The organism is Campylobacter showae, from assembly GCF_900699785.1.
GTDB classification, from domain to species: domain Bacteria; phylum Campylobacterota; class Campylobacteria; order Campylobacterales; family Campylobacteraceae; genus Campylobacter_A; species Campylobacter_A showae_D.
In genome coordinates, this window is sequence record NZ_LR535679.1 from 1,338,100 (window position 1) to 1,363,270 (window position 25,171).

A 25,171-nucleotide genomic window follows, 5' to 3' on the forward strand; every position below is an offset into this window, starting at 1 on the left:
TTATTTTATCAAATTTGACCTTTTCGTGCGGCGAGAGGAATTAGATTTGATAAAGCGGAAGCATAGGCGGGTTTGTTTGTGCGTTAATAAATTAATTACTATTTTATTGCTATAATACGGATAAATTTTATTACAAAGGAAAAATTATGTTTGAACTTAGAAAACTGCCTTTCGATCCGAAAGCAAACGCCGTCGTTAGCGAGGAAACCTGTAGCTACCACCACGGCAAGCACCACCAAACCTATGTCAATAACCTAAATAATTTGATAAAAGGTACGGAGTTTGAGGGTGCTAGCCTCTTTGATATCTTGGTAAAAAGCTCCGGCGGCGTGTTTAACAACGCGGCTCAGGTTTATAACCACGACTTTTACTGGGATTGCATTGCGAAAAAAAGCCAAATGAGCGACGAGCTAAAATCGCGCCTAGAAAAAGATATTCCAAATTTTAAAGAGGAGTTTTTAAAGGCTGCGACTACGCTTTTTGGCTCCGGCTGGGCATGGCTAGTTTACAATCCAAAAGAGGACAAACTACAAATCGTACAAACAAGCAACGCGCAAACTCCGGTAACTGACGGCCTTGTGCCGCTTCTAGTCGCGGACGTTTGGGAGCACGCATACTACGTCGATCACAGAAACGCGCGCCCTGCGTATTTGGAGAAATTGTTTGAAAATATCAACTGGGACTTCGTCTCGAGCGCTTACGAGTGGGCGTTAAAAGAGGGTCTTAATTCGGTTAAATTTTACATTACCGAGCTTCACGGCGGCGCTAAATCTTGCTGCGGTTGCGGCTGCCATTAATGCCGAAAAGTCGCCGATTTCGCGAGCTTTTTAAGAGCGGCGATAAATTTGCGGCGGCTTTTTTTCTAAACAAGCGTAAGTCCGCGAGTAAATTTAGCCTTGAGCAACGACTCCTTCTTGGCTAAGTTTACTTTATATAAACTATTTTGAAGTAATATTCGAGTCTCATTTCACAAAAAAGGACGAAAATGAAGAAGTTTTTAGTTTCATCTTTGGCGGCTTTTGCTGCAGTTGCTATGCTTAGCGGTTGCCACGCGCACAAAAGCGAGAGCGCAAACAAAGCTCAGATCACCAAATCAGAAGCTGAAGTTATTAAATTTACGGGCGTAAACGACCCGAAATACGTCGTTAGACTAAGCTCTACCGATAAATTTAACACAGCCCTGCTAGAAGACAGCAAAGGTCACAAAATCAACCTTAAAAACGCAGTCACTGCAAGCGGCGTAAGACTAGCGAACGACGATATCGGTACAGAGATAACGTTTAAACGCGGCGAAGGTATCCTGAACCTTGAAAAAGGCGGCGAGGATATCTTTTTAAGATACGACGAATAAAAACTTTCCCGCCGAATTTTACGGCGGGGCTCTCTACTGCTCAAATTTACCAAATTTAACTCCCGCAAAATCTCGTCAAATTTGAACTTTCGCTTGCTTTATAGTTTTATTTTAAATTTGCTAAATTTTAATATATCTTATCAAAAATATCTTTGTCTTAAAATTTATTAGCTCTCTATAAAATCCCCAAATATACGCGCTTTCAAAGCTATTTTAAACTTAAAAATGACATTTTTAAAATGCCTGGAGAGCAAATTTCGGTCACTAAATTTTAAGCCAAATTTGCTAAACCATTAGGTATACTTCTAAAATTTTTGTTAAAAAGTAGCTGGAGGGCGGGTGGATGAAATTTATATTAAAGCGTGATGGAACAAAGCAGGAATACCTACCCTATAAAATCCAAGACGCGATCAAAAAAGCCTTTGAAAGCGAGTCAAAAGAGTACGACGATAAGGTCTTTTTGGACGTGATGGGGCACGTGTTTGATAGCGAAGTTTTGAGCGTCGAGGACGTGCAAGACTACATCGAAAAGGCGCTTTTTAACGCGGGACACTTCGACGTGATGAAGAGCTTTATGCTCTACCGCCACACGCACAAGCTTCAGCGCGAGCAAATTTTAGGACTAAACGAAGACACCACCTACATCAACTCCACCCAAACCATCAGCGAGTACATCAACGGCACCGACTGGCGAATTCTCGCCAACTCAAACACCAGCTACTCAAACGCCGGCCTCATCAACAACACCGCGGGCAAGGTCATCGCCAACTACTGGCTAGATAAGGTGTATAGCAAAGAAGAGGGGCTCGCGCACCGAAACGGCGACTATCACATCCACGATCTTGACTGCCTCACGGGCTACTGCGCGGGCTGGAGTCTAAGGGCGCTTTTAAACGAGGGCTTTAACGGCGTACGCGGCAGGGTCGAGAGTAAGGCGCCTAAGCACTTTAGAGAGGCGCTTTATCAGATGGCAAATTTCTTAGGAATTTTACAAAGCGAGTGGGCGGGCGCGCAGGCGTTTAGTAGCTTTGACACATATCTGGCGCCTTACGTTTTCCGCGACAAGCTAAGCGATAAAGAGATTAAAAAGGCGATAACGAGCTTTATATTTAACCTAAACGTGCCGGCTCGCTGGGGCCAGAGTCCGTTTACCAACGTAACGATCGACATCACCTGCCCGTCCGATCTGCGCGACCAGATACCTACGCGCGAGGATAGGCATATATTTAGCGATCTGGAGGACGCAGAGTTAGCGCAGGAGGCCGCTAAGCGCGGTTTTAACAAGCTAACCGATATGACCTACCGCGCCTTTGAACCCGAGATGAACCGCATCGACAAGGCGTTTTACGAGATTATGACCGAGGGCGACAAATGCTCGCAGCCATTTACTTTCCCGATACCTACTGTAAATATCACCGAGGATTTCGACTGGGATAGCGAGGTGGCGAAGGTGCTTTTTGAAAACACGGCAAAAATGGGCTCGAGCTATTTTCAAAATTTCGTCGGCAGCCAGTACACGACCGATGAAAACGGAAACCGCGTCGCAAACGATAAAGCCTATAAACCCGGCCACGTGCGTTCGATGTGCTGCCGCTTGCAGCTAGATTTACGCGAGCTGCTAAAGCGCGGCGGAGGGCTGTTCGGCAGTGCGGAGATGACCGGCAGCATCGGCGTCGTGACGCTAAATTTAGCTCGCCTAGGCTATCTGTATAAGGGCGATAAAAAGGGGCTCTACACCCGCCTTGAGTATCTGCTAAATTTAGCCAAATCCACGCTCGAAAAGAAGCGCGCCTTTATCCAAGAGATGTACGAGCGCGGCCTGTATCCGTATACTGCGCGCTATCTAAAGCACTTTAATAATCACTTTAGCACCATCGGCATCAACGGTATGAACGAGCTTTTGAGGAATTTCACGAACGATAAAGAAAACATAGCGACCGATTTCGGACGAGAGTTTGCGATCGAGATGATAGAGTTTTTGCGCGGTAAAATTCGCGAGTTTCAGGAGAGCACCGGCAACCTTTATAACCTCGAAGCCACGCCGGCCGAGGGCACTACGTATCGCTTTGCCAAAGAGGACAAAAAGCGCTATCCGGATATCATCCAGGCCGGTTTTGGCGAAAATATCTACTACACCAACTCGACGCAGCTGCCGGCAAATTTCACCGACGACGCGTTCGAGGCGCTCGATCTGCAAGACGAACTGCAAAGCTCCTACACCGGCGGCACGGTGCTGCACCTGTATATGAAGGAGCGCATCAGCTCGGCGCAGGCGTGCAAAGATCTCGTGCGCGGCGTGATAAACAACTACAAGCTGCCCTACATCACGATAACGCCGGTCTTTAGCGTCTGCGCCAAGCACGGCTACATCAGCGGTGAGCACGAATACTGCCCGAAATGCGACGAGGAGCTTTTGGCGGAGTTTAAGGCTGAAAATAGCGTAAAATAGGCTAAATTTGAGTGGCGAAGCTAGGCTTTACCGCTCAAATTTGACTTTGTATTTATGTATAAAATCAAAATTTAACTAAATTTGGCCCCGCCCGAGTAAAAATAAGCGGGGCAAATTTGATCATTTCTCGCCGAGCGCTTTACCTGCTCTCCGCGCTAGCTACTAAAATCAATCATTTCTCGCCAAGCGGCCAGTAAACGATCGGCTTAGCTCCGAGTCTTGCTTCGCCGTGATACATGCCGAGCTTGTCTTTCGTCCATGCAAAGCCCGTGTGTCCGTGCTTGTCGATCGAGATGATGCCGCCGCTACCGCCTAAAGCTTTGACCTCTTTTACCGCTTCTTCGGCGGCCTTTTGCACGTCGGAAGTTTTGTATTTATAAAGAGCCGAGACCTCGTGTGCGGCGTTTACGCGCATGTAGATGTCGCCAGTGCCGGTGCAAGAAACCGCCACCGAGTCGTTGTCGGCGTAGGTTCCCGAGCCTATTATCGGGCTATCGCCGATGCGGCCGGTCATTTTGTTGGTCATGCCGCCCGTGCTGGTAGCCGCGGCTAGGTTGCCGTTTTTATCCAGCGCGATCGCGCCCACGGTGCCAAGATACGGGCGCTCGTGTAAATTTAACGACGTCTTTTTTGCCTTTTCGCTATCAAGTAGCAGCTTTTGCTTCTCTTTAGCTTTTTGCAGCGCGTCGTATCTAAACTGCGTGAAAAAATACTTCTGATCGACCATCTCTAGGCCGTTTTCTTTGGCGAGTTTGTCGGCTCCCTCGCCTGCAACAAGCGTATGCCACGTCTTATCCATCACGAGCCTGGCGCCTAGGATCGGGTTTTTGATATGCCGCGCCATCGCGACTGCGCCCGCTTTTTTGGTCGAGCCGTCCATTATCGAGGCGTCAAGCTCGTTAAATCCGTCGGCTGTAAATACCGCGCCCTTGCCCGCGTTAAAATTCGGATCGTCCTCAAGCACCATAATGGCCGCCGTTACGGCATCCATCGCGGTGCCGCCTTTTTCAAGCACGGCTTGACCAGCCAAAAGCGCCTTTTTCATCGGTTCCTCGCGGATTTTAAATTCCTCTTTGGTTAGATCAAGTCCGCTGGTACCGCCGTGAATGACGATGACTGGAGAAAATTTCTCCTGCGCATTCGCAACCGTTAGCCCGAGCAGGGCCAAACTCGCCGCCATAAAAACGGCCTTTGAGAGTGAAAAGTGCTTCATGGAGTCTCCTTTGGGGTAAGATTTAAAATAATATTATAATTTTATCTCTTAAGAATAAGTTAAAGATTTTCTTGCCTAACTGATAACCTATATAAAATTTATGAAGTAATTTTGGCTATTTGTTTTTATCGCCAAATGCGAAATACCGTATACAGCTCGCCTTGCTGAGGCAAATTTACTCTAAATTTGTCTTAATCGTCAGCGTGATCTGTATCGGTGCTAGAGGCTGCAAATTTAAGTCCGCTAAGCGTTAAAATCGGCGCGGTATCTGAAATTATTGGCAAGACGATTAAGGTGTAGTTTGTGATAAGGCGCACGCGTCCTAGTCTATAGCATCAAATTTAGTTTACTCCAATTTTTTGCCCAGTATCGCTAGGCTCTCGAGCTTGCCGCCCATATCGCAGACTTCGGGTAGTTCGCCCCAGCGCGTAAAGCCGAATTTCGCAAACAAATTTAGGCTAGCGGCGTTGCTGGAAAATATCAGCGCGACGATGTTTTTGACGCCAAATTTGGGCGCGAGTTTAAGCATAAAATTTACTAGCCGTCCGCCCAGTCCTTTGCCGCGAGCGCCCGGTACGACGTAGACGCTGATCTCGGCCGTGATGCGGTAGCCCTCGCGCGGATGATAGTCGCCAAGTCTGCCCCAGGCTAAGATTTCGACCTTTTGGTTTGCGGCGTCTATCTTTTGCGCGCCGAAATTTTCGCCGTCTGAGTCAAATTTTCTCTCGCAATCAGCTTCGCCGTAATTTCCCTCGCAAAGCTCGCGTAGCACGTATATCGGGCGATTTGCCGCCTTGTGCGCGTCAAACCACGCTTCGCGCTCCTCTATGCCGACCGGATGCAGCGTGGCCGTGGCGTTTCGCTCTAAAACACTCGCGTTATAAATGCGCGTGATAGCGGCTAGATCAGCCTTGACGGCGCGCGAGATTTCGTATTTTGCGTCGGCGGGTTTTTCTTGCATCTTGAGGCCTTTTGTTAGATTTAGCCGATTTTACGTCAAATTTGATTAAAAATAGCAACTCGGACGTCAAATTTGAACTGAAAACAGGCCCGAATTTTAGTGCCGTAAAGGTGCGGGTCTAGCCGCAGCTAAAAGGCAAAATTTGCGTCCAAAGGCGAAATCGCCGCAAATTTGAGTTATAATCTCTTTTAAATTTAACCTTGGATAAAGATTTGAAAATAGCGTTTTTTGACTCGGGTATCGGCGGGCTGAGCGTGCTCGCCGAGGCTCTGCGGCGGTTTAGTGGGGCGGAGTTTTTGTATTTTGCCGACGAGGATCACGTCCCCTACGGCACAAAAAGTAGGGCCGAGATCGTGCGGCTGAGCCTCGATGCGGTCGGGTTTCTGGTCTCGCGCGGTGCGGACGGGGTCGTCGTCGCTTGCAACACCGCTACAAGCGCGGCTATCTCGGAGCTTCGCGGCGCATTTAGCGTGCCGGTCATCGGCATGGAGCCCGCCGTCAAGCTCGCTGCGGACAGCTTCGGCGCGCGCCCGACGCTGCTCATCGCTACGCCGCTAACGATCGCAGGCGAGAAGCTTGCGCGCCTCGTTGGGCGGCTGGAGTGCGAGACGTGGAGCTTGCCGCTGCCACGCCTCGTGGAGTTTGCGCAGGATTTGGAGTTTGGCTCGCCCGCAGTTCGGACCTATCTGCGTGAGGAACTGGCTAAATTTGAGCTTGAGCGCCTCGGTTCGCTCGTGCTAGGATGTACGCATTTTAATTATTTCAAGGACGTTTTGCGCGAAATTTTGCCTCCGCACGTGCGCATCGTCGACGGCATAGACGGCACGCTAAACCGCCTTGCAAGCGAGCTGGGCGGAGGGCTAAAGCTTGCGCACGGCGAGGATTTGCCCTCGCAGGTGGCTAAATTTGACGCTAAGGACGGCATAAAATTTGATACGAATTCATCTACGCAAGTCAGTAAATTTAAAGCGGAAGGACGAGGCGCGGACGGCTATGCAAAATTTAACGCAAATTCGCAAACGGGCGAACTTGATGCCCGCGAGCGCGACGGCAGGCTGGCAGGCGATGTGCACGCCGTAGAGCAGTGCGGCGAAGACAAACGCCGCATGTTACCGCGCGCTGTAGATGCGAATTTGCAGCTCAAGCTTTATTCTCGAGGTGGCGCGGACTTGTCCTTGGAATTTGAGCCGAGAGGCAATGAAATGGACATTCCGCGAGTGAATTATCCAAACGGCAACAGCGTGGAGTATTTTTACTCGGGCAGGGCGCTAGATGCGGCGCAGCTACGCAAGGTGGAACTGTTTTTAAAGCGGCTTGATGCGATGCGGGAGATTAACTAACGCCGTACTCGCTGCGCGTCGCTTTGCGTAAGTAAAAAGCGCGATAAACAAGCAGGCTTGCGCGCAAATTTAATGCTGGCGGCGATGTAAATTCGGCGTCACGAACTACTCAAATTTCCGGCGAAACAGCTAGCCCAAAATCCATAAAAACCAAGTGCAGTTAAATTTGCCGCCTTTAAAGCAAATCAAAAAACTGCATTTTAGCGGCAAATTTAAAATCTAATCGTTCAAATTTAGCATTCGGCGGATTTTATGGCTCGTCCGTCCGCCTTGCAAAATATATTTAAACGCCCGCACGGCCGCGCCTCAAACAGCTGGCCGCAAGCGTTTAAAAAGAGCCGTTATGCTAGCTAAATTTTACTTTTTGGCTTGCAGATACACCGGCTCGAGCTTGGCTGCGACCTCGCGCAGATCGGCGATGCGGCTCTGGCTAGACGGGTGGGTGCTTAGTATCTCAGGCACGTTACCGCCGCTTTTTTGCGACATTTTGACCCAGACGTTCACCGCCTCTTTAGGATCGTAGCCCGCCCGCGCCATCAGCTCCGTGCCGATGTGGTCGGCCTCGCGTTCGTGCGAGCGAGAAAACGGCAACGAGATGGTGTACTGCGCGGCCATGTTCATGGCGCCGGTAGCTAGATCGCCTAGTCCCGCAGCCTGCGAAACGGCGAAAATGCCGACGTTTTTGAGCATATCCGTGCTGGCCTGCTCGCGGCTATGTTCGCGCAGCGCGTGCGCGATCTCGTGTCCCATGACTGCGGCTAGCTCGCCGTTTGTGAGCGAGAGATTTTTGATGATGCCGCTATAAACGACGATGCGGCCGCCAGGCATACACCACGCGTTTATCGTGTTTTCGTCGATCACGTTTACTTCCCATTTCCACTTGAGCGCATCCTCTCTAAATGCTCCGACCTGCGCGATCAGGCGTTTAGCGACGTCTTGCACTCTTTTTGTCATCACGGGATCGATGTTTAGCGCGCCTTTTTTGCGTGCGCCGCTTAGCGTCTCTACGTAGGCTTTGGCTGCGGCTTCGTTCATCTCCTGCTCGCCCACCAAAAACATCTGGCGTCTGTTTTCGCCAAGCGCTCCGCCGCTAGTGGAGCTGGTGAAGCAGCCAGTCAGCATCGTCGCGGTAAATACGGCGAGTAAAATAATTTTTCTTATCGTCATTTTTCATCCTTTGCGAGATTTTGGCGATTATACCTCTAAAACGGCTATAAATTCGTAAATAGCCGTTTAAATTTGGCTTAACGGCGTCAAATTTGTAAAGAAACGGCGGGTAAATTTGCGTCTTGGAAATTTGACGGCGTAAATTGTTCCGTTTGGGCGGGCTTAAACGGATCCGCATTTTGAGCATTTGGGTCAAATTCGGCAAATTTTAGCGGCTCGGTTTTGTCGGCTCGGACGCGGCTCACAAGCTCAAATTTGATCGCCGCCCGCAAGGCGTCAAATTTAAAAAAAACCGCGAGTTCGTTAAATTTGCCGAATTTGCAACCGAGCGAGCCGTCAAATTTGCGTCCGAAACGCTAAATTTGAGCCGCCGACGAAGCATGAAGGTTTTTACATGCTAAATTCCATTAGCTTTAAATATATCGCAAAGGCTGCGATCGTGATCGCCCAATAGGCGAATATATCAAGCCCCAGGCCCTCGTTATTCTCATTTTTTGTGCCTTTGTAGCCTATGTTAGTTTCAAATTCTTTCAAACGCTTGTGGATGGAGCGTAGCTCGGTGATGGTCGTCCAGTTTTTTATAAATATCGACAAGCTAGCGCGCACCTGAGAAAAGGCGTTTACGACTTGCATCATCACGCCTAGGGTTATCGCGCCCGTTAGTACGCTAGGGCCTAGGGCTATGAGCGGAACGATGATCATGGCTTGGCTAAAGCTGTATTTCCAAACGTCGAAATATCCGTAGTGCAAAAAGAGCCTGCCGAAGTTAAATCTTATTTTTTGAAAAAGCTCTTCCAGCTTGCGCGTATCGCCGTAGTTTTGCTTGTCGTCCTCGGCGTAGACGAGCTCTTTTCTAAATGCGGCTTCTACTTTTTGGTTGTTGTACTCAAGACCGGGCAGCTTTATGCCCACAAACCACGAGATGATGAGACCGCCCGCGCTAGTAGCCACCGCGATCCACACGAGCGAGCCGGCTACGTCCTCCATAAACGGCACCTTTACCTTCGCGCTAAGCACCCAAAGGATGGGCACGAAGGCCACTAGCGTCATAACCGCATCCACCACCGTAGTGCCCAGATCCTCGACGATCTTAGCAAAACGGTAGATATCCTCTTGGATACGTTGCGAGCTGCCTTCGATATCTTTTGGCGTCTTTTTCCAGTAGTCGATGTAGCTAAAGGTCATCGCCTCTCGCCACCGAAGCGTCCAAACCCGCGTAAAATACGATATAGCCGTACCTAACAGCACGAAAGGAAACGCTAGCGCGGCAAAAATCTCGATCGCCGTCCAAAAGTCCCCTACCGTGTGGTTTTTGACGTCTTGCAATATATCGTAAAAGCCCTTGTACCACTCGTTTATCGCTACCGTTAGCTGCACCTGCGCGTAGGTAAGAGCTAGTATCAATATCACACCCAGGTGCGCCCACTGCACCCATTTTTTGCTCGCGAAAAACGACGAAAACATCTATTTGCCTTTAAATTTGAGATTTAGTCGCAAAGTATAGCAAAACCAGGCTAAATTTATGCGCGTTAGATTGCTGTTATACGTATTACGTTAAAATCCGGCGAATTTTTTACAAAGGATGAAAATGAAAAAGACTATTTTGGGATTTGCGCTATTTACGGCGCTTACGTCGGCGGCCCTGGGAGGCGAGACGATCGAAGTTTATAAAAGCCCGGACTGCGGTTGTTGCGGAAAGTGGGGCGAGATAATGAAAAAAAGCGGCTTTGAGATCGTAGAGCACAAAACAAACGCGATAATCGAAACGAAAAACAAATACGGCGTTCCGCTGGAGCTATCTAGCTGTCACACCGGTATAGTCGGAGGTTACGCTATCGAGGGGCACGTGCCGGCTGAAGAGATAAAGGCGCTTTTAGCTGCCAAACCGGCTGACGTCGTGGGTATCTCGGTACCCGGCATGCCGCTGGGAAGCCCCGGCATGGAGCAGGGCGGCATCGTCGAGGATTACGATGTGATTGCGTTTAAAAAGGACGGCACGAGCGAAATTTTCGCAAGCTATAAAAACGGCAAGAAGGTAAAATAATTTAGCGAGATCGGCGTAAAATTTACCAACGCCGCGGCCATCGTTTTACTGGGTTTCGCGGCGATTTTTACCGCGAGACTGTTTTTTAAATTTGAGTGCCGCATCTCGTCAAATTTAGCGCAAAATCAAGCTAAATTTAACCGCCGCCGCTGTATCATTAAAATAAATTTACAAAGGAGCGGGCGTGGCGAGACTAATTTTTATCCTGTTTATTTTGGGTTTTCTTGTGTGGCTTTATATGGGCGGCACGACCAAAACGGTGGCTGATTACAAAGGTATGAGCCGCGAGGAGCTTGAGACTTTGTGCCTTGAAAAAAAGGACAAAAAGGCCTGCCAGAAAATAGCGATCGACTTCGTAAACGGCGCGAAAGCAAACGGCGGCAAACCGCAGTTTTAGGATTTGACGCGTCAAATTTGACGGCACAAGTTTGGTTTAAATTTTATAAATTTAACCGCTAGCATTTTTGCGGTGCGGGTCTAGGCGCGTCAAATTTGGACTCAAATTTAAATAAATTCCGCAAATTTGAGCCAAACGGCGCATAAAATAAGTAATATTTGTATTACAAGTTTAGCGCGGAGGTTAAATTTGCGCTCAAATTTAAGCCGCAAGCAGGGTGTGCACGCAACTAAAAGTGCTAAAACGCGGCAAAATAGCCCCCGCGGCGCTCACTCGCGCTAGAGGCGGCAAAAATGCGCTTTCAGTTTAAAATTCCCGATTTTCTGCTATAATCGCCGCATTTCATTTTAATTTTTTAAGGATTTTAATTGCACCCCAGTAGCGCCGACTCGCTTTTTATGATCGCTCTCGCGTTTTTCTTCGTATTTCTAAACGCTTTTTTCGTCTTATCAGAATTTTCCATCGTCAAAGTCCGCAAGACTCGCCTAGAAGAGCTTGTTAAGGACAAAGTCCCAAACGCAAAAACCGCGCTTGATATGTCAAACAACCTCGACACGTACCTCTCCGCCACGCAGCTAGGCATCACGCTAAGCTCATTGGCTCTTGGCTGGATCGGCGAGCCTGCGGTCGCTAGGCTGATAGAAGAACCGCTAAAAACATACCTTAATCTAAACGATATTTTAGTCCACACCGTTGCGTTTGCGATCGCGTTTACGCTGATCACGCTCATGCACGTGGTGCTAGGCGAGTTAGTGCCAAAGTCCGTCGCCATCGCAAAATCCGAAAAAGCAGTCCTAGCCATCGCGCGTCCGCTACATATATTTTGGGTGGTTTTCTCGCCGCTTATCAAGACTTTTGATTTCTTAGCCGGCGTTTCGCTTAAAATTTTAGGCATCAAGCCAGCCAAAGAGAGCGAGCTAGCCCACTCGGAAGAAGAGATAAAAATCATCGTGGGCGAGAGCCTAAAAGGCGGCGTTTTAGATAGCTTTGAGACCGAGATCATCAAAAATGCGGTCGATTTCTCCGACACGGTCGCCAAAGAGATCATGACTCCGCGCCGCGATATGGTCTGCATAAACAAGCAAAAAAGCTACGAAGAAAACATCAAAGTGATCTTTGACTCCAAATACACGCGCTACCCCTACATCGACGGCAGCAAGGACGCGATACTAGGCATGATCCATATCAGAGATATCTTGCAAATCGATCTGGGTAACAAAAAGCGCGAATTTGACAGCATCGTGCGCAAATTCGTCATCGTGCCCGAAAACCTCTCGATATCTAAAATCCTCGTGATGATGAACAAGCAGCAAATCTCCGCCGCTCTCGTTGTAGACGAATACGGCGGCACGGCGGGGCTTCTTACGATGGAAGACATAATGGAAGAGATCCTAGGCGACTTTAACGACGAGCACGACGACGCCGACCCGCACTACAAAAAGATCAACGAAAATATATACGAGTTTCAGGGGCGCTTTGACCTTGAGAGCGTCGAAGAGCTGATGGGGATAAGCTTCGCTGATGAGACCGAGGAGCTAACGATCGGCGGATACGTCTTTAATCTCATCGGTCGCTTGCCTGTCGTAGGCGACAAGATCGAGGACGAAAACTGCTACTACGAGGTTCGCAAGATGGACGGCGCTAGCATCTCTAGCGTCAAAGTGCGCAGAAAAGTCGAAGAAAAAGAGGACGAGGACTAAGTAAATTTACGCCTTGCTTTTTGCAGGCGGGGCGTAAATTCGGTTTTAAATTTGAGGCGCGAAAACGGCGTCTTAAATTTAAGCCGGTCTAAAATTTAAAAACGTCGCCTCACTTGCGAAATCAGCTCAAATTTAAGCCGTTTCGTCAAATTTGAGTTTTGCGGCATTTGCGCTAAATTTATCGTCGTTTGAGCGAGTCTTGCGGGATTGCCGTTAATTTTTGCGGAAAGCATAAATTTAAATTTGTCTTGCTAAATTTAAGCCGATTTTTCTCTCAGACTCTCTCAAAATCCACAAATTTAATCTAACTTTTTAGCTTATTTTGATAAACTTCGCGAAATTTAATAAGAGATAAAAATTAAATTCTATATTTTGAAATTTATAAAACAAAATTTAACACAGGAGGACAGATGAGAGTAGTTCAAGCGGAATTAATCTCCAAAACCGTCAGCGAGCTTTGTAAGCAGGCCTGTTACGTCGTAACGCCCGATATGAGAGCGGCTTTTGAAAAAGCTAGAGAAAACGAGAGCTCGCCGATAGGCAAGGACATCCTAGGCAAGGTGCTCCAAAACGCCGATCTAGCCGAGAAGCGCATCGCACCAATCTGCCAAGACACGGGCATGGCGGTCGTGTTCGTCGATCTCGGACAGGACGTGCATATCGAGGGTGGATTTTTAGAAGACGCGATCAATGAGGGCGTAAAAGACGGCTACGTGGGCGGCTACCTGCGCAAATCAGTCGTAAACGATCCGATCTTTGAGCGCAAAAATACGACGAACAACACCCCTGCCGTCATAAACGTAAGGGTAGTAAGAGGCGATAAAATCCATATAAAAGTGGCTCCAAAGGGCTTTGGTAGCGAGAACAAATCAGCTCTAAAGATGCTAGTGCCTGCAGACGGCCTAGAGGGTGTGAAAAAGGTATTTCTAGACGCCGTTAAGCTAGCGGGTCCAAACGCCTGTCCTCCGATGGTGATCGGCGTAGGCATAGGCGGCACGATGGATAAGGCCGCACTAATGGCAAAATACGCCGCCGCTCGCGACGCAGACAGCAAAAACCCTGATCCGCGATATGCTAAACTAGAAGAGGAGCTGCTAGAGCTCGCCTGTAAAACGGGCGTCGGACCGCAAGGTCTAGGCGGCGACACGACCGCGGTAAAAGTAAACATCGAGTGGTATCCGACCCACATCGCGGGCCTACCGGTCGCTATCAACATCAACTGCCATGCTGCTCGCCACGCCGAAGCTGAAATTTAAGGAGAAAAGATGTCAGAAGTAAAAAAAATAACCGCGCCGTTTGACAAAGAGGTCGTAAAAAGCCTAAAAGCCGGCGATAACGTACTAATAAGCGGCACCATCATCGCGGCTCGCGACGCCGCGCACAAGGCGCTAACCGAGACTTTGGCTCGCGGCGAGGCCTTGCCCGTAAATTTGGCCGGCGAGACGATCTACTACCTGGGACCAAGCCCCGCAAAACCGGGCGACGTCATAGGCGCTGCGGGACCGACTACTAGCGGACGCATGGACAAATACACTCCGACGATGATAAACGAAGTAGGCATCAACGGCATGATCGGCAAAGGATATCGTAGCGACGCCGTCGTCGAAGCGATGAAAAAATCGGGCTGCGTCTATATGGTCGCTATCGGGGGTGCGGGCGCGCTAATCAGCCAAAGTATCAAAAAGTACGAAGTGCTAGCCTATCCAGAGCTAGGCCCAGAGGCGGTCGCGAGACTTACGGTCGAGGATTTCCCGGCTATCGTAGCGATCGATAGCGAGGGCAATAACTTCTACGAAGTCGGACAGGCTCCGTATAAAAAAATATAAATTTATCGGCGCGGGTTATCGCTAGCTCGCGTCTCGATCTCCTCGCCGTTCTTAGTTTGCGTGCCGTTTGAAAAACGGGCAAATTTGAAACCAAACGGCGCGAAAATTTTCAAATTTTATGCTTAGTCTTTAAAAATTTTGCCGTAATTACTCGGATACGCTTTTTTCAAAGATTTTTTGATCTTAGCCTTTAGCGAGCCTGCGTCGCTAAGCTTTACGTCGCCAAATAGGCAATCTTTATCGCAGATTAGGCGCAAAGTTACGTCCCGTTTTTCGCCAAATAGCTCAAATTTCACTCGCACTTCGTTTTCCGAAACAGCTTTTGCGCTAAAGTTTTTGAGCCCTTCAATCTCGTGCGAGCCTATAAAAGGGTCGGTATCTAGATCGGACGATACGTGCTCTATGCCGCTCAGACATCCGAGCGCAGAGCCGAACTAATCGTAAATCAGCCCGTCAAGCTCGGGCGTTAGCCACTCCGAGGCGCTAGGCCGTATCTAGCATTGCCGTAGTTTGTTTGGTAAAAATCGATTACCGTTTTTCCCATTGGCTCGGCTTTCGTCGTTTGAGCGTTTAGATTTGCGTCGCCAAGACCGCAAAAAATCACAGCCAAAAGGCAAAATTTAGATACTTTCATGACTTTCCTTTTAAATTTGGCGGTTGCGTGATTTTGGCGTTATTGGGTTAAAATTTACTCCTCTTTTCGAGACTAGGTTTGGCGTAATAAGTTGCGAGTCAAATTTGAGTAAACCGGCTTTAGTCTCAAATTTACGTTAGCCTTGGAGCCGTCAAATTTTACCTAGACGGCTCGTTAAATTTAGCGGGGATCACTCCGTAGTGCTGTTTATGTAGCTGTTTTCGGAGATCTGCGTCCAGGCTCTAGCCTTTTTCATAAAGGCCTTTTGCGAGTCCAAAATCTCCTTAAACGTCGCGTCCTTTGCCGAAAGTTCGTCTAGGATCTCATCCGTGGCTTTGCGCAGCGCGGCGATGACCTCGGGCGGAAACGAGGCGATTTTCACGTCCGGATGCTCGCTTTTGATTTTATCAAGGACTAGCGAGTTTTGATAGACCGCCGACTCATAAACATCGGCCGCTACGGCCTTGGTTGCAGTCTCTACGATAGCTTGGAGGTCGGCCGGTAGCTTGTCCCAGAGCTTTTTGTTGATGTAAAATTCATTTTCGCTCGCGGGCTCCTGCCAGCCGGTGTAGTAAAATTTAGCCACCTTTTGAAAGCCGAAATTTATATCGATCGCAGGGCAGACCCACTCGACAGCGTCGATCGTGTTCATCTCCATCGCCATGTATAGCTCGCCGATCGGGATTGTGTTGATGTTTACGCCTAGCTTTGCCATTATCTCGCCGCCAAGCCCTGTCATGCGTAGTTTTAGTCCCTTTAGATCGTCCGTGCTCTTGATCTCTTTTTTAAACCAGCCGCCCATCTGCATGCCGAAATTTCCGCCGTGAAATGTCACTATGCCGTATTCGTTAAAGACCTTTTGCGCTAGCTCCTTGCCCCCGCCGTACGCGTACCATGCGTCCTGCTCGGCCTTGTTCATACCAAAAGGCACGGTCGTAAAGAGCATGAGCTTGGCGTCCTTGCCCTTATAAAAGTAGCTCGCGGTGAAAGCCGCGTCGTACTGGGCGCTTTTGACCATATCAAGCAGCGCGAATGCTGCCTTGTGCTTAGACGGATAATCGACGCGAACCTCGATACGGCCGTCGCTCATCTTTTCTACGAGCTCTTTAAATTTCTTTGGAGCGTCGCCTAGTACGGGCACGTTGCTCTCGTAGGTGGAGGCGAGCTTGATCTTGTATTTTTCCGCAGCCTGCGCGCTAAACGCCATCGCAGCGCACAGAGCGAGCGCTGAAAATAGTTTCATTTTTTCTCCTTTCGGTTTTAAATTTACCGATTATAGAGTTTTGTATTATATTTTTTGATTAATTTTAAAATTTAAGCTGCAAAATTTTACTGAGTATGAGTAAAAACGTAAATAAATTTCTAAAATGTTACGAAAATTAAATTTTATGTTGCAGCGATCGGAGCGGTTGAAATTTGTAGAACAAATTTGGCGTAGTATTTTGGCGTTAAATTTTAGCGGGTTTTGCAGTCAAATTTAATAATACCCAAGGCACATCGTCTCGGTTAGCTTTATGCGCTTTTCAAGCGGTGCAGGCGAGAAAAATGAGCACTTTTCAATGTAAATTCTGTAGTCGTAATCAAGTCTGAAGTCGTCGTAAAATTTCTTTAAATTTATAAATTTTATCCCGCAAATTTCGCGTAGATCAAAAAGCGGGTAGAGTTTGGAACCGTTTTTAGCGACGAGGTGCGAGGGCGCTAGCGTCGTAAACGAGCAAAACGCCGACGTGAGCACGAGTCCGGCTAGGTCGCTGCAGCGTGCGGCCGCCTCGCGAAATCGCGCGGGAATGCATTTTTTATGCAGAAAAACGATGCGCGAGTTTTCAAATTTAGCGCAGATCGTGCCACTCCAAAACAGATACGCATTGCCCGAAATTTCAGCATTTCGCGCAAATTCGCACCCTAGGACGTAATCGTCTAAAAACTCGTTTGGCGCAAGGGTTATTTTCATATTTTTCGTGCCTTTCTTGCGGGAAATTATAGCGAAATTTGCTTTTTTGGCCGTAAATTAGATAATATTCGCCCAAATTTTACAAAGGACGAAAATGAAAAAGGTTATCTCTACAAAAGACGCTCCACAAGCGATCGGACCGTATTCGCAGGCGATCGAGGCAAACGGATTTCTGTTTATTTCAGGACAGCTGGGCGTTACGCCTGACGGCAAATTTGCCGGCGAGGACGTGAGAACTCAGGCGGAGCAGTCAATGCTAAATTTAAAGGCGATTTTGGCGCAGGCGGGGCTTGGCTTTGAAAACGCGGTAAAAACGACGATTTTTCTAGCAGACATCGAGGACTTTGCGGCCGTAAATGAAATCTACGCTAAATTTTTTAGCGAGCCGTATCCAGCTAGAAGTACGATCGCCGTTAAAACGCTGCCAAAAGGCGGTTTGGTCGAGATCGAGCTCATCGCAGCGACGAAGTAAAATTTAAAATCAAGGAAAAAAATGAAAAAGGTTATATTTACGCTCGCGGTCGTTTTGATCGCGGTTTTGGGAGTCGCGTTTTACGGCTCGACTAAGGCCAAAGAGTCCTACGATAGGGGCGTGGCGAGGCTAACTAGTGAGACGCTCAAGCTTGGATTTTTTAATATAAAAGCAAACGCGGTAGAAAACGACTACGACAAAGGCTTGTTTAGTTCGCGCGCGGTGCTAAAACTCGAGCTCACCGACGGTAGAGATCCGGTCAAATTTGAAGCCAAAACGACGCTAAAGCACGGATTTGCCGAGCTATTTAGCGGCTTTAAAGCTCATAGCGACGTCAAAGCGCTAACGCCCGAAGCCGCGCTCTATCTAAAGAAAATTTTCGGTACGGACGAGTTTTTAAGCGTCGACGCGCTGATAAAATTTGATAAAACCCGCGACGTGACCTTAAATTTGGCCGATATCAAAACAAATGAAGATGACTCTAGCTTTGTAATCTCAAAGCCGTTTGCAAAGGCGCAAATCAAAGAAAATAAGATAAAATCCCTAGAAATCGGCGTCGGTAAAATCGGCGGCGGCGATACGGACGGCACGGATAAGGTCGATATAGAAAACGCCTCCGCGCTAATCGAGCTTAACGACTTTAAGAGCTTTGACGATCTCATCTCGTTTATAAACATACAAACCGCCTACGAAAACATAGCTAAAATCGGGCTAAAGACCGATAAAATGAGCTTTAACAGCGCTAGGGGCTATGATTTTCCAAAATCGGTCGACATTACCGGCATGTCGTTTTTGACGCAGATAAAGCAAAATGCAGACGCAAATCTCCTCGATACGCTTACCGACGTGAGTCTAGGCGCGCTTGACGTAGACGGCAAAAGGGCATTCACGCAGCTAAATTTGAGCCTAAACGAGAAAAACGTAAACAAAGAAGCGATGGCGATGTACGTCACTGGCCCGAAAGAGTCGGCTCTTTATAAAATTTTGATGAGCAAAAACTACGTGATGGAGATTAAAAATTTTAGCTTTAAAAACCCAAACGGCAAAGAGCTAAAATTTAATGCCGTAGCCGATGCGTCAGGTCTCGGCGCGGAAAGTAAAGCGCTAGATGACGACGCGGATATCCAAACGGCGCTAAAAGCGATCAAATTTGACGGCGAGATAAAGGTGCAAGCCGCGTCTATAACGGAGTTTTTGAGCACATATAAGGGGCTAATGGCCGATAGCGACTTTAACCAAATGATGGACGGCATCAAGCCTTTTGAAGAGCGCGTAAATTCGCTTTTTGCCAAAGACGGCGAGTATATGAGCGCGAAATTTAAACACGATGTCGGTAGCGACGATTTGCTCGTAAACGATAAAATTTCGCTCAAAGAATTTATAATGAGCCTAATGGCGAACTAATTTCGTTTTATTTTTAGCGGACGATAGTGTGAAATTTGCCACTTCGTCCGCTAAATGAATTTTATTTTTGCTTATATATTAAAGTAAATTTCTGATAGATTAAATTTAACAAAACGCCCAACAAAAAATCTCTAAATTTTATTCTCGACCCTCTTATTCTTCAGTATTTTTTAAGCATCCTATCTGTATAATTCGAGCTCACGAATTGAGAAACCACCTTTAACTTTCACGTTAATAAAGCCTTTTCTTTTAATATCGTAAGTTTTAATTTTGAGTTAAATAAACAATTCTCTAATTTTTGAGAGTTTTTGAAACTAACTCTTAAATTATGTTTTTTAATTTAACACTGTTAAACTAATTAGTCAATCTTTGAAATCTAAACAAGTGATCGATTGAGCCAATCTTTTTTCAGGCTTTCCCTGGAAAGTAGATAAGAGATAAAACTAATTAATAAAATTAAAGTTTTTTGATTAAAACTTCATATTAAATCCTAAGATATTTTATTTTAGGTAAATTTTATATGGAGAGTTTGATCCTGGCTCAGAGTGAACGCTGGCGGCGTGCCTAATACATGCAAGTCGAACGGAGATTAAGTAGCTTGCTATTTAATCTTAGTGGCGCACGGGTGAGTAATATATAGCTAACTTGCCCATTACTAAGGGACAACAGTTGGAAACGACTGCTAATACCTTATACTCCGTATCTATATAAGTAGGTACGGGAAAGTTTTTCGGTAATGGATAGGGCTATATCGTATCAGCTAGTTGGTAAGGTAATGGCTTACCAAGGCTATGACGCGTAACTGGTCTGAGAGGATGATCAGTCACACTGGAACTGAGACACGGTCCAGACTCCTACGGGAGGCAGCAGTAGGGAATATTGCTCAATGGGGGAAACCCTGAAGCAGCAACGCCGCGTGGAGGATGACACTTTTCGGAGCGTAAACTCCTTTTCTTGGGAAAGAATTATGACGGTACCCAAGGAATAAGCACCGGCTAACTCCGTGCCAGCAGCCGCGGTAATACGGAGGGTGCAAGCGTTACTCGGAATCACTGGGCGTAAAGGACGCGTAGGCGGATTATCAAGTCTCTTGTGAAATCTAACGGCTTAACCGTTAAACTGCTTGGGAAACTGATAATCTAGAGTAAGGGAGAGGCAGATGGAATTCTTGGTGTAGGGGTAAAATCCGTAGAGATCAAGAAGAATACCCATTGCGAAAGCGATCTGCTGGAACTTAACTGACGCTAATGCGTGAAAGCGTGGGGAGCAAACAGGATTAGATACCCTGGTAGTCCACGCCCTAAACGATGTATACTAGTTGTTGCTTCGCTAGTCGAGGCAGTAATGCACCTAACGGATTAAGTATACCGCCTGGGGAGTACGGTCGCAAGATTAAAACTCAAAGGAATAGACGGGGACCCGCACAAGCGGTGGAGCATGTGGTTTAATTCGAAGATACGCGAAGAACCTTACCCGGACTTGATATCTAACAAATCATCCAGAGATGGAAGAGTGTCTGCTTGCAGAAATGTTAAGACAGGTGCTGCACGGCTGTCGTCAGCTCGTGTCGTGAGATGTTGGGTTAAGTCCCGCAACGAGCGCAACCCACGTCATTAGTTGCTAACGGTTCGGCCGAGCACTCTAATGAGACTGCCTTCGCAAGGAGGAGGAAGGTGTGGACGACGTCAAGTCATCATGGCCCTTATGTCCGGGGCGACACACGTGCTACAATGGCGTATACAATGAGACGCAATATCGCGAGATGGAGCAAATCTATAAAATACGTCCCAGTTCGGATTGGAGTCTGCAACTCGACTCCATGAAGCCGGAATCGCTAGTAATCGTAGATCAGCCATGCTACGGTGAATACGTTCCCGGGTCTTGTACTCACCGCCCGTCACACCATGGGAGTTGATTTCACTCGAAGCCCAAATACCAAACCGGTTATGGTCCACAGTGGAATCAGCGACTGGGGTGAAGTCGTAACAAGGTAACCGTAGGAGAACCTGCGGTTGGATCACCTCCTTTCTAGAGTACAACGAATATTCTCTCACAAGATATTCGTCAAAGGAAAATTTAGGTTATCGCTATAGATAATCTACTCAATCGACCTTGTTTAGTTTTGAAAGATTGACGATAAAACTTATAGATTTTATCTTTGATTTTTTAGTTATCTTTATATTGGATTTCTAAATTTTATAGAGATAAAAATATTGTAGGCTGTTCTTGATTTAGACGAGGAAGCTTTTTGAGAAATCAAGGAGCGTATATATAATACGTGACGTAGATTTCAAAAAAAGATGACGAAGTATAAAACAAGAAGAGGCACAAGAGGGGCCTATAGCTCAGCTGGTTAGAGTGCACCCCTGATAAGGGTGAGGTCACAAGTTCAAGTCTTGTTAGGCCCACCAGAGAATTTAATTGGGGAATTAGCTCAGCTGGGAGAGCGCCTGCTTTGCACGCAGGAGGTCAGCGGTTCGATCCCGCTATTCTCCACCATGATTAGTTTAACATCAAAAAAGTCTAAACTAAGTATTTTTGTTAAATATTTAGTTTAGACTTTGTCGAAATAGACTCTTTATTCTTACGGCGCTTCCGAAAGAAGCGGTGTGCTTTAGGGGTTTCCAAAGGGCTTTAGCCCTTGGTCGCAAAGACTAGCTTTGCTAGTCTGCGAAGTCTAAACGTTATTTAGTTTATCATTGTTAAAAGTCACAATCAAGTTTTAATAAATAAAACAATTTTACAGGACTTGTTAAAGATTTAAATATCTTGCTTATTTGCTTAATGCAGAAGTTTGACGTCACAAGATATCATAGGATTTAAAACTTACCTAGATATTAGTCAATGCTTTCCGTCTTAAAAGCTAGAGATTTAAATTTCGTAATAGATCTAAATTTGAGGCTTCGTTATGAAATCTTAAATTTATGAGTTACCTTTAACAAGGAAGTGATGCGAATTAGAATATATTATATACTAATAAAAGGTAAGCTACTAAGAGTAAGTGGTGGATGCCTTGGCTAGTAGAGGCGATGAAAGACGTGCCAGGCTGCGATAAGTCTCGGGGAGCCGTCAAGGGGCTTTGATCCGGGAATTTCTGAATGGGGCAACCCAGTTAAGCGCGAGCTTAACTACCTATTATGGAGCGAACGAGGGGAATTGAAACATCTTAGTACCCTCAGGAAAAGAAATCAAAAGAGATTACGCTAGTAGCGGCGAGCGAACGCGTAAGAGGGCAAACCGTTAGTTTACTAACGGGGTTGTAGGACTGCGATATAGACTAAACTTAGCTAATAGAATAATCTGGAAAGATTAAGCATAGAGGGTGATACTCCCGTATATGAAAGCTTTGTTTTACTTAGCAGTATCCTGAGTAGGGCGGAACACGTGATATTCTGTCTGAAGCTGGGTCGACCACGATCCAACCCTAAATACTACTACTAGACCGATAGCGCACAAGTACCGTGAGGGAAAGGTGAAAAGAACTGAGGTGATCAGAGTGAAATAGAACCTGAAACCATTTACTTACAATCATTCAGAGCACGATTCTTTATGACGTGTGATGGACTGCCTTTTGCATAATGAGCCTGCGAGTTGTGGTGTCTGGCGAGGTTAAGGAAACCCGGAGCCGTAGCGAAAGCGAGTCTTAATAGGGCGTTTAGTCAGATGCTGCAGACCCGAAACGATGTGATCTATCCATGAGCAGGTTGAAGCCGGTGTAAGAGCCGGTGGAGGACCCAACCCGCTGGCGTTGAAAAGCCATGGGATGACTTGTGGATAGGGGTGAAAGGTCAATCAAACATCGTGATAGCTGGTTCTCTCCGAAATATATTTAGGTATAGCGTCATGTAGTAACACTGGGGGGTAGAGCACTGAATGGGCTAGGGCATACACCAATGTACCAAACCCTATCAAACTCCGAATACCTAGTGTGTAATCATGGCAGTCAGGCGGCGAGTGATAAAATCCGTCGTCGAGAGGGGAACAACCCAGACTAACAGCTAAGGTCCCTAAATCTCATTTAAGTGGAAAACGATGTGGAGTTACTTAAACAACCAGGAGGTTGGCTTAGAAGCAGCCATCCTTTAAAGAAAGCGTAATAGCTCACTGGTCTAGTGATTCTGCGCGGAAAATATAACGGGGCTAAAATGAGTACCGAAGCTTTAGACTTAGTTTTACTAAGTGGTAGGAGAGCGTTGCATTCAGCGTCGAAGGTGTACCGGTAAGGAGCGCTGGAGCGAATGCAAGTGAGCATGCAGGCATGAGTAGCGATAATTGGGGTGAGAATCCCCAACGCCGTAAACCCAAGGTTTCCTACGCGATGCTCGTCATCGTAGGGTTAGCCGGGTCCTAAGCAAAGTCCGAAAGGGGTATGCGATGGAAAATTGGTTAATATTCCAATGCCAACTATAATGTGCGATGGAAGGACGCTTAGAGTTAAGCAAGCTAGCGGATGGTAGTGCTAGTCGAAAGGTGTAGGTTAAGATCCAGGCAAATCCGGATCTTTTTAAGCCGAGACCCCACAGGCGTTTGAAGTTCTTCGGAATGGATAGCGAATTGCTGATACTGTCGAGCCAAGAAAAGTTTCTAAGTTTAGTTATAGTTGCCCGTACCGTAAACCGACACAGGTGGGTGGGATGAGTATTCTAAGGCGCGTGGAAGAACTCTCTTCAAGGAACTCTGCAAAATAGCACCGTATCTTCGGTATAAGGTGTGCCTAACTTTGTGAAGGATTTACTCCGTAAGCATTGAAGGTTACAACAAAGAGTCCCTCCCGACTGTTTACCAAAAACACAGCACTCTGCTAACTCGTAAGAGGATGTATAGGGTGTGACGCCTGCCCGGTGCTCGAAGGTTAATTGATGACGTTAGCTCTGCGAAGCGTTTGATCGAAGCCCGAGTAAACGGCGGCCGTAACTATAACGGTCCTAAGGTAGCGAAATTCCTTGTCGATTAAATATCGACCTGCATGAATGGCGTAACGAGATGGGAGCTGTCTCGAAGAGGGATCCAGTGAAATTGTAGTGGAGGTGAAAATTCCTCCTACCCGCGGCAAGACGGAAAGACCCCGTGGACCTTTACTACAGCTTGACACTGCTATTGGGATAAAAATGTGCAGGATAGGTGGGAGGCTTTGATCCATAGACGCCAGTTTATGGTGAGCCGTTGTTGAGATACCACTCTTTTTTATTCTGATAGCTAACTAGCTTGAGTTATCCTCAAGTAGGACAATGTCTGGTGGGTAGTTTGACTGGGGCGGTCGCCTCCCAAAATGTAACGGAGGCTTACAAAGGTTGGCTCAGAACGGTTGGAAATCGTTCGCAGAGTATAAAGGCAAAAGCCAGCTTAACTGCGAGACATACACGTCAAGCAGGGACGAAAGTCGGTCTTAGTGATCCGGTGGTTCTGTGTGGAAGGGCCATCGCTCAAAGGATAAAAGGTACCCCGGGGATAACAGGCTGATCTCCCCCAAGAGCTCACATCGACGGGGAGGTTTGGCACCTCGATGTCGGCTCATCGCATCCTGGGGCTGGAGCAGGTCCCAAGGGTATGGCTGTTCGCCATTTAAAGCGGTACGCGAGCTGGGTTCAGAACGTCGTGAGACAGTTCGGTCCCTATCTGCCGTGGGCGCAAGAAGATTGAGGAGAGTTGACCCTAGTACGAGAGGACCGGGTTGAACCGACCACTGGTGTACCAGTTATCCTGCCAAGGGTAGCGCTGGGTAGCTATGTCGGGATGTGATAACCGCTGAAAGCATCTAAGCAGGAAGCCAACTCCAAGATGAATCTTCTTTTAAGAGCTCTTATAGACTATAAGTTTGATAGGCTGGGTGTGTAATGGATGAAAGTCCTTTAGCTGACCAGTACTAATAGCTCGTCTGCTTATCTTTTAATAAGCATCACTTCCTTGTTAAGGGTAATTTTATTTCGGAAATCCGAAATAAAATATCTAAGTTATACCTTATCAAGATCTTGTTTTAGTTAAAATAAGATTTGGCTTTTAACAATTAAATAGCAGTGTTAAAGAAGTAAATTAGCATAGTTTATTTCTTTAACACTGCCCGTGACTATACAGACGAGGAAACGCCTTGCTCCATCTCGAACCAAGAAGCTAAGCTCGTCCTGGCTGATGATACTCTCCCTTACTGGGATGTCGGGAAAGTAGGTCGTTGCGGGCTTTGTTTTTATACTTTTATACTATTTACTCCCTTGTTTTGCATTCTGTATTCTTTAGTTTGTTTGTCTTGTAATATGTTGTCTGTTCT

General features: G+C 47.0%; 19 protein-coding genes, 2 tRNA genes and 3 rRNA genes. 16 read left to right on the forward strand and 8 right to left on the reverse strand.

Translation table 11 applies throughout. From position 1 onward, the window contains the following. The first annotated feature begins 146 nt into the window (after nucleotides 1–146). The 3 genes from sodB (at nucleotide 147) to E4V70_RS06755 (ending at nucleotide 3,800) form a co-directional block, all read left to right on the forward strand. Complete coding sequence (sodB, locus tag E4V70_RS06745) at nucleotides 147–797, forward strand: superoxide dismutase [Fe] (RefSeq protein ID WP_122862373.1); 651 nt, start codon at nucleotides 147–149, stop codon at nucleotides 795–797. A gap of 188 nt (nucleotides 798–985) precedes the next feature. After that, complete coding sequence (locus E4V70_RS06750; protein ID WP_122862374.1) at nucleotides 986–1,351, forward strand: hypothetical protein; 366 nt, start codon at nucleotides 986–988, stop codon at nucleotides 1,349–1,351. A 343-nt stretch (nucleotides 1,352–1,694) separates the two neighbouring features. Further along, nucleotides 1,695–3,800, forward strand: a complete 2,106-nt coding sequence (locus E4V70_RS06755) for a ribonucleoside triphosphate reductase (protein WP_122862375.1) — start codon at nucleotides 1,695–1,697, stop codon at nucleotides 3,798–3,800. A 172-nt stretch (nucleotides 3,801–3,972) separates the two neighbouring features. Here E4V70_RS06755 and E4V70_RS06760 read toward each other — a convergent pair whose 3' ends face one another. Both E4V70_RS06760 and E4V70_RS06765 read right to left on the reverse strand, forming a co-directional pair. Then, the gene (locus E4V70_RS06760) at nucleotides 3,973–5,013 is read right to left on the reverse strand and encodes an isoaspartyl peptidase/L-asparaginase family protein (protein ID WP_122862376.1); all 1,041 of its coding nucleotides are present in this window, start codon (nucleotides 5,011–5,013) and stop codon (nucleotides 3,973–3,975) included. Nucleotides 5,014–5,359: 346 nt separating this feature from the next. Next, nucleotides 5,360–5,974, reverse strand: a complete 615-nt coding sequence (locus E4V70_RS06765) for a GNAT family N-acetyltransferase (protein WP_122862377.1) — start codon at nucleotides 5,972–5,974, stop codon at nucleotides 5,360–5,362. Between the two features lie 212 nt (nucleotides 5,975–6,186). Between E4V70_RS06765 and murI the strand changes: the two genes are divergently transcribed. Beyond that, a complete protein-coding gene (murI, locus tag E4V70_RS06770; RefSeq protein WP_122862378.1) occupies nucleotides 6,187–7,314 on the forward strand; it encodes a glutamate racemase in 1,128 nt (375 codons plus the stop codon). Nucleotides 7,315–7,671: 357 nt separating this feature from the next. On the opposite strand, the gene E4V70_RS06775 is transcribed toward murI, so the two are convergent. Together E4V70_RS06775 and E4V70_RS06780 are read right to left on the reverse strand one after the other, a co-directional pair. Next, nucleotides 7,672–8,481 (reverse strand): M48 family metallopeptidase, encoded by an 810-nt coding sequence (locus E4V70_RS06775; protein ID WP_122862379.1) that lies wholly within the window; start codon nucleotides 8,479–8,481, stop codon nucleotides 7,672–7,674. Between the two features lie 390 nt (nucleotides 8,482–8,871). Beyond that, the gene (locus E4V70_RS06780) at nucleotides 8,872–9,945 is read right to left on the reverse strand and encodes a putative transporter (RefSeq protein ID WP_122862381.1); all 1,074 of its coding nucleotides are present in this window, start codon (nucleotides 9,943–9,945) and stop codon (nucleotides 8,872–8,874) included. 124 nt (nucleotides 9,946–10,069) lie between these two features. Here E4V70_RS06780 and E4V70_RS06785 point away from each other — a divergent pair, with 124 nt between their 5' ends. The 5 genes from E4V70_RS06785 to E4V70_RS06805 all read left to right on the forward strand — a co-directional run bounded on the left by E4V70_RS06785 (nucleotide 10,070) and on the right by E4V70_RS06805 (nucleotide 14,448). Further along, nucleotides 10,070–10,525, forward strand: a complete 456-nt coding sequence (locus tag E4V70_RS06785) for a DUF411 domain-containing protein (RefSeq protein WP_122862382.1) — start codon at nucleotides 10,070–10,072, stop codon at nucleotides 10,523–10,525. Nucleotides 10,526–10,709: 184 nt separating this feature from the next. Next, entirely contained in the window at nucleotides 10,710–10,922 is a 213-nt protein-coding gene (locus E4V70_RS06790; protein WP_122862383.1) for a hypothetical protein, read from the forward strand. Between the two features lie 368 nt (nucleotides 10,923–11,290). Further along, the gene (locus tag E4V70_RS06795; protein ID WP_122862384.1) at nucleotides 11,291–12,622 is read left to right on the forward strand and encodes a hemolysin family protein; all 1,332 of its coding nucleotides are present in this window, start codon (nucleotides 11,291–11,293) and stop codon (nucleotides 12,620–12,622) included. Between the two features lie 410 nt (nucleotides 12,623–13,032). Then, nucleotides 13,033–13,878, forward strand: a complete 846-nt coding sequence (locus tag E4V70_RS06800) for a fumarate hydratase (RefSeq protein ID WP_122862385.1) — start codon at nucleotides 13,033–13,035, stop codon at nucleotides 13,876–13,878. Nucleotides 13,879–13,887: 9 nt separating this feature from the next. Then, nucleotides 13,888–14,448, forward strand: coding sequence for a Fe-S-containing hydro-lyase (locus tag E4V70_RS06805; RefSeq protein WP_122862386.1), 561 nt, complete (start codon nucleotides 13,888–13,890; stop codon nucleotides 14,446–14,448). A gap of 122 nt (nucleotides 14,449–14,570) precedes the next feature. Here the strand turns inward: E4V70_RS06805 and E4V70_RS10775 are convergent, their stop codons facing one another. The 4 genes from E4V70_RS10775 to cheQ all read right to left on the reverse strand — a co-directional run bounded on the left by E4V70_RS10775 (nucleotide 14,571) and on the right by cheQ (nucleotide 17,033). Further along, nucleotides 14,571–14,744, reverse strand: coding sequence for a hypothetical protein (locus tag E4V70_RS10775; protein ID WP_163026447.1), 174 nt, complete (start codon nucleotides 14,742–14,744; stop codon nucleotides 14,571–14,573). 170 nt (nucleotides 14,745–14,914) lie between these two features. Next, nucleotides 14,915–15,082, reverse strand: a complete 168-nt coding sequence (locus E4V70_RS10780) for a hypothetical protein (protein WP_163026448.1) — start codon at nucleotides 15,080–15,082, stop codon at nucleotides 14,915–14,917. A 190-nt stretch (nucleotides 15,083–15,272) separates the two neighbouring features. Next, a complete protein-coding gene (locus E4V70_RS06810) occupies nucleotides 15,273–16,325 on the reverse strand; it encodes a TRAP transporter substrate-binding protein (protein ID WP_122862387.1) in 1,053 nt (350 codons plus the stop codon). Between the two features lie 234 nt (nucleotides 16,326–16,559). Then, nucleotides 16,560–17,033 carry a cheVAW transcriptional regulator CheQ gene (gene cheQ, locus E4V70_RS06815; protein WP_122862388.1) on the reverse strand — a complete coding sequence of 158 codons (474 nt, stop codon included), beginning with the start codon at nucleotides 17,031–17,033 and terminating at the stop codon, nucleotides 16,560–16,562. A gap of 94 nt (nucleotides 17,034–17,127) precedes the next feature. On the opposite strand from cheQ, the gene E4V70_RS06820 reads away from it, so the two are divergent. The 7 genes from E4V70_RS06820 to rrf all read left to right on the forward strand — a co-directional run bounded on the left by E4V70_RS06820 (nucleotide 17,128) and on the right by rrf (nucleotide 25,084). Further along, on the forward strand, nucleotides 17,128–17,505 hold the full coding sequence (locus tag E4V70_RS06820) for a RidA family protein (protein WP_122862389.1): 378 nt from the start codon (nucleotides 17,128–17,130) through the stop codon (nucleotides 17,503–17,505). A gap of 21 nt (nucleotides 17,506–17,526) precedes the next feature. Continuing rightward, nucleotides 17,527–18,909, forward strand: coding sequence for a DUF945 family protein (locus E4V70_RS06825; protein WP_122862390.1), 1,383 nt, complete (start codon nucleotides 17,527–17,529; stop codon nucleotides 18,907–18,909). Between the two features lie 517 nt (nucleotides 18,910–19,426). Next, nucleotides 19,427–20,937 (forward strand): 16S ribosomal RNA (locus E4V70_RS06830). A gap of 306 nt (nucleotides 20,938–21,243) precedes the next feature. Continuing rightward, a tRNA-Ile gene (locus tag E4V70_RS06835) sits at nucleotides 21,244–21,320 on the forward strand. 12 nt (nucleotides 21,321–21,332) lie between these two features. Continuing rightward, nucleotides 21,333–21,408 (forward strand) — tRNA-Ala (locus E4V70_RS06840). A 482-nt stretch (nucleotides 21,409–21,890) separates the two neighbouring features. Next, nucleotides 21,891–24,796: ribosomal RNA gene (locus E4V70_RS06845) — 23S ribosomal RNA — on the forward strand. Nucleotides 24,797–24,965: 169 nt separating this feature from the next. After that, nucleotides 24,966–25,084, forward strand: a 5S ribosomal RNA gene (gene rrf / locus E4V70_RS06850). Together the 16S, 23S and 5S rRNA genes with 2 tRNA genes alongside form the textbook arrangement of a ribosomal RNA operon. The last annotated feature ends 87 nt before the right edge of the window (nucleotides 25,085–25,171 follow it).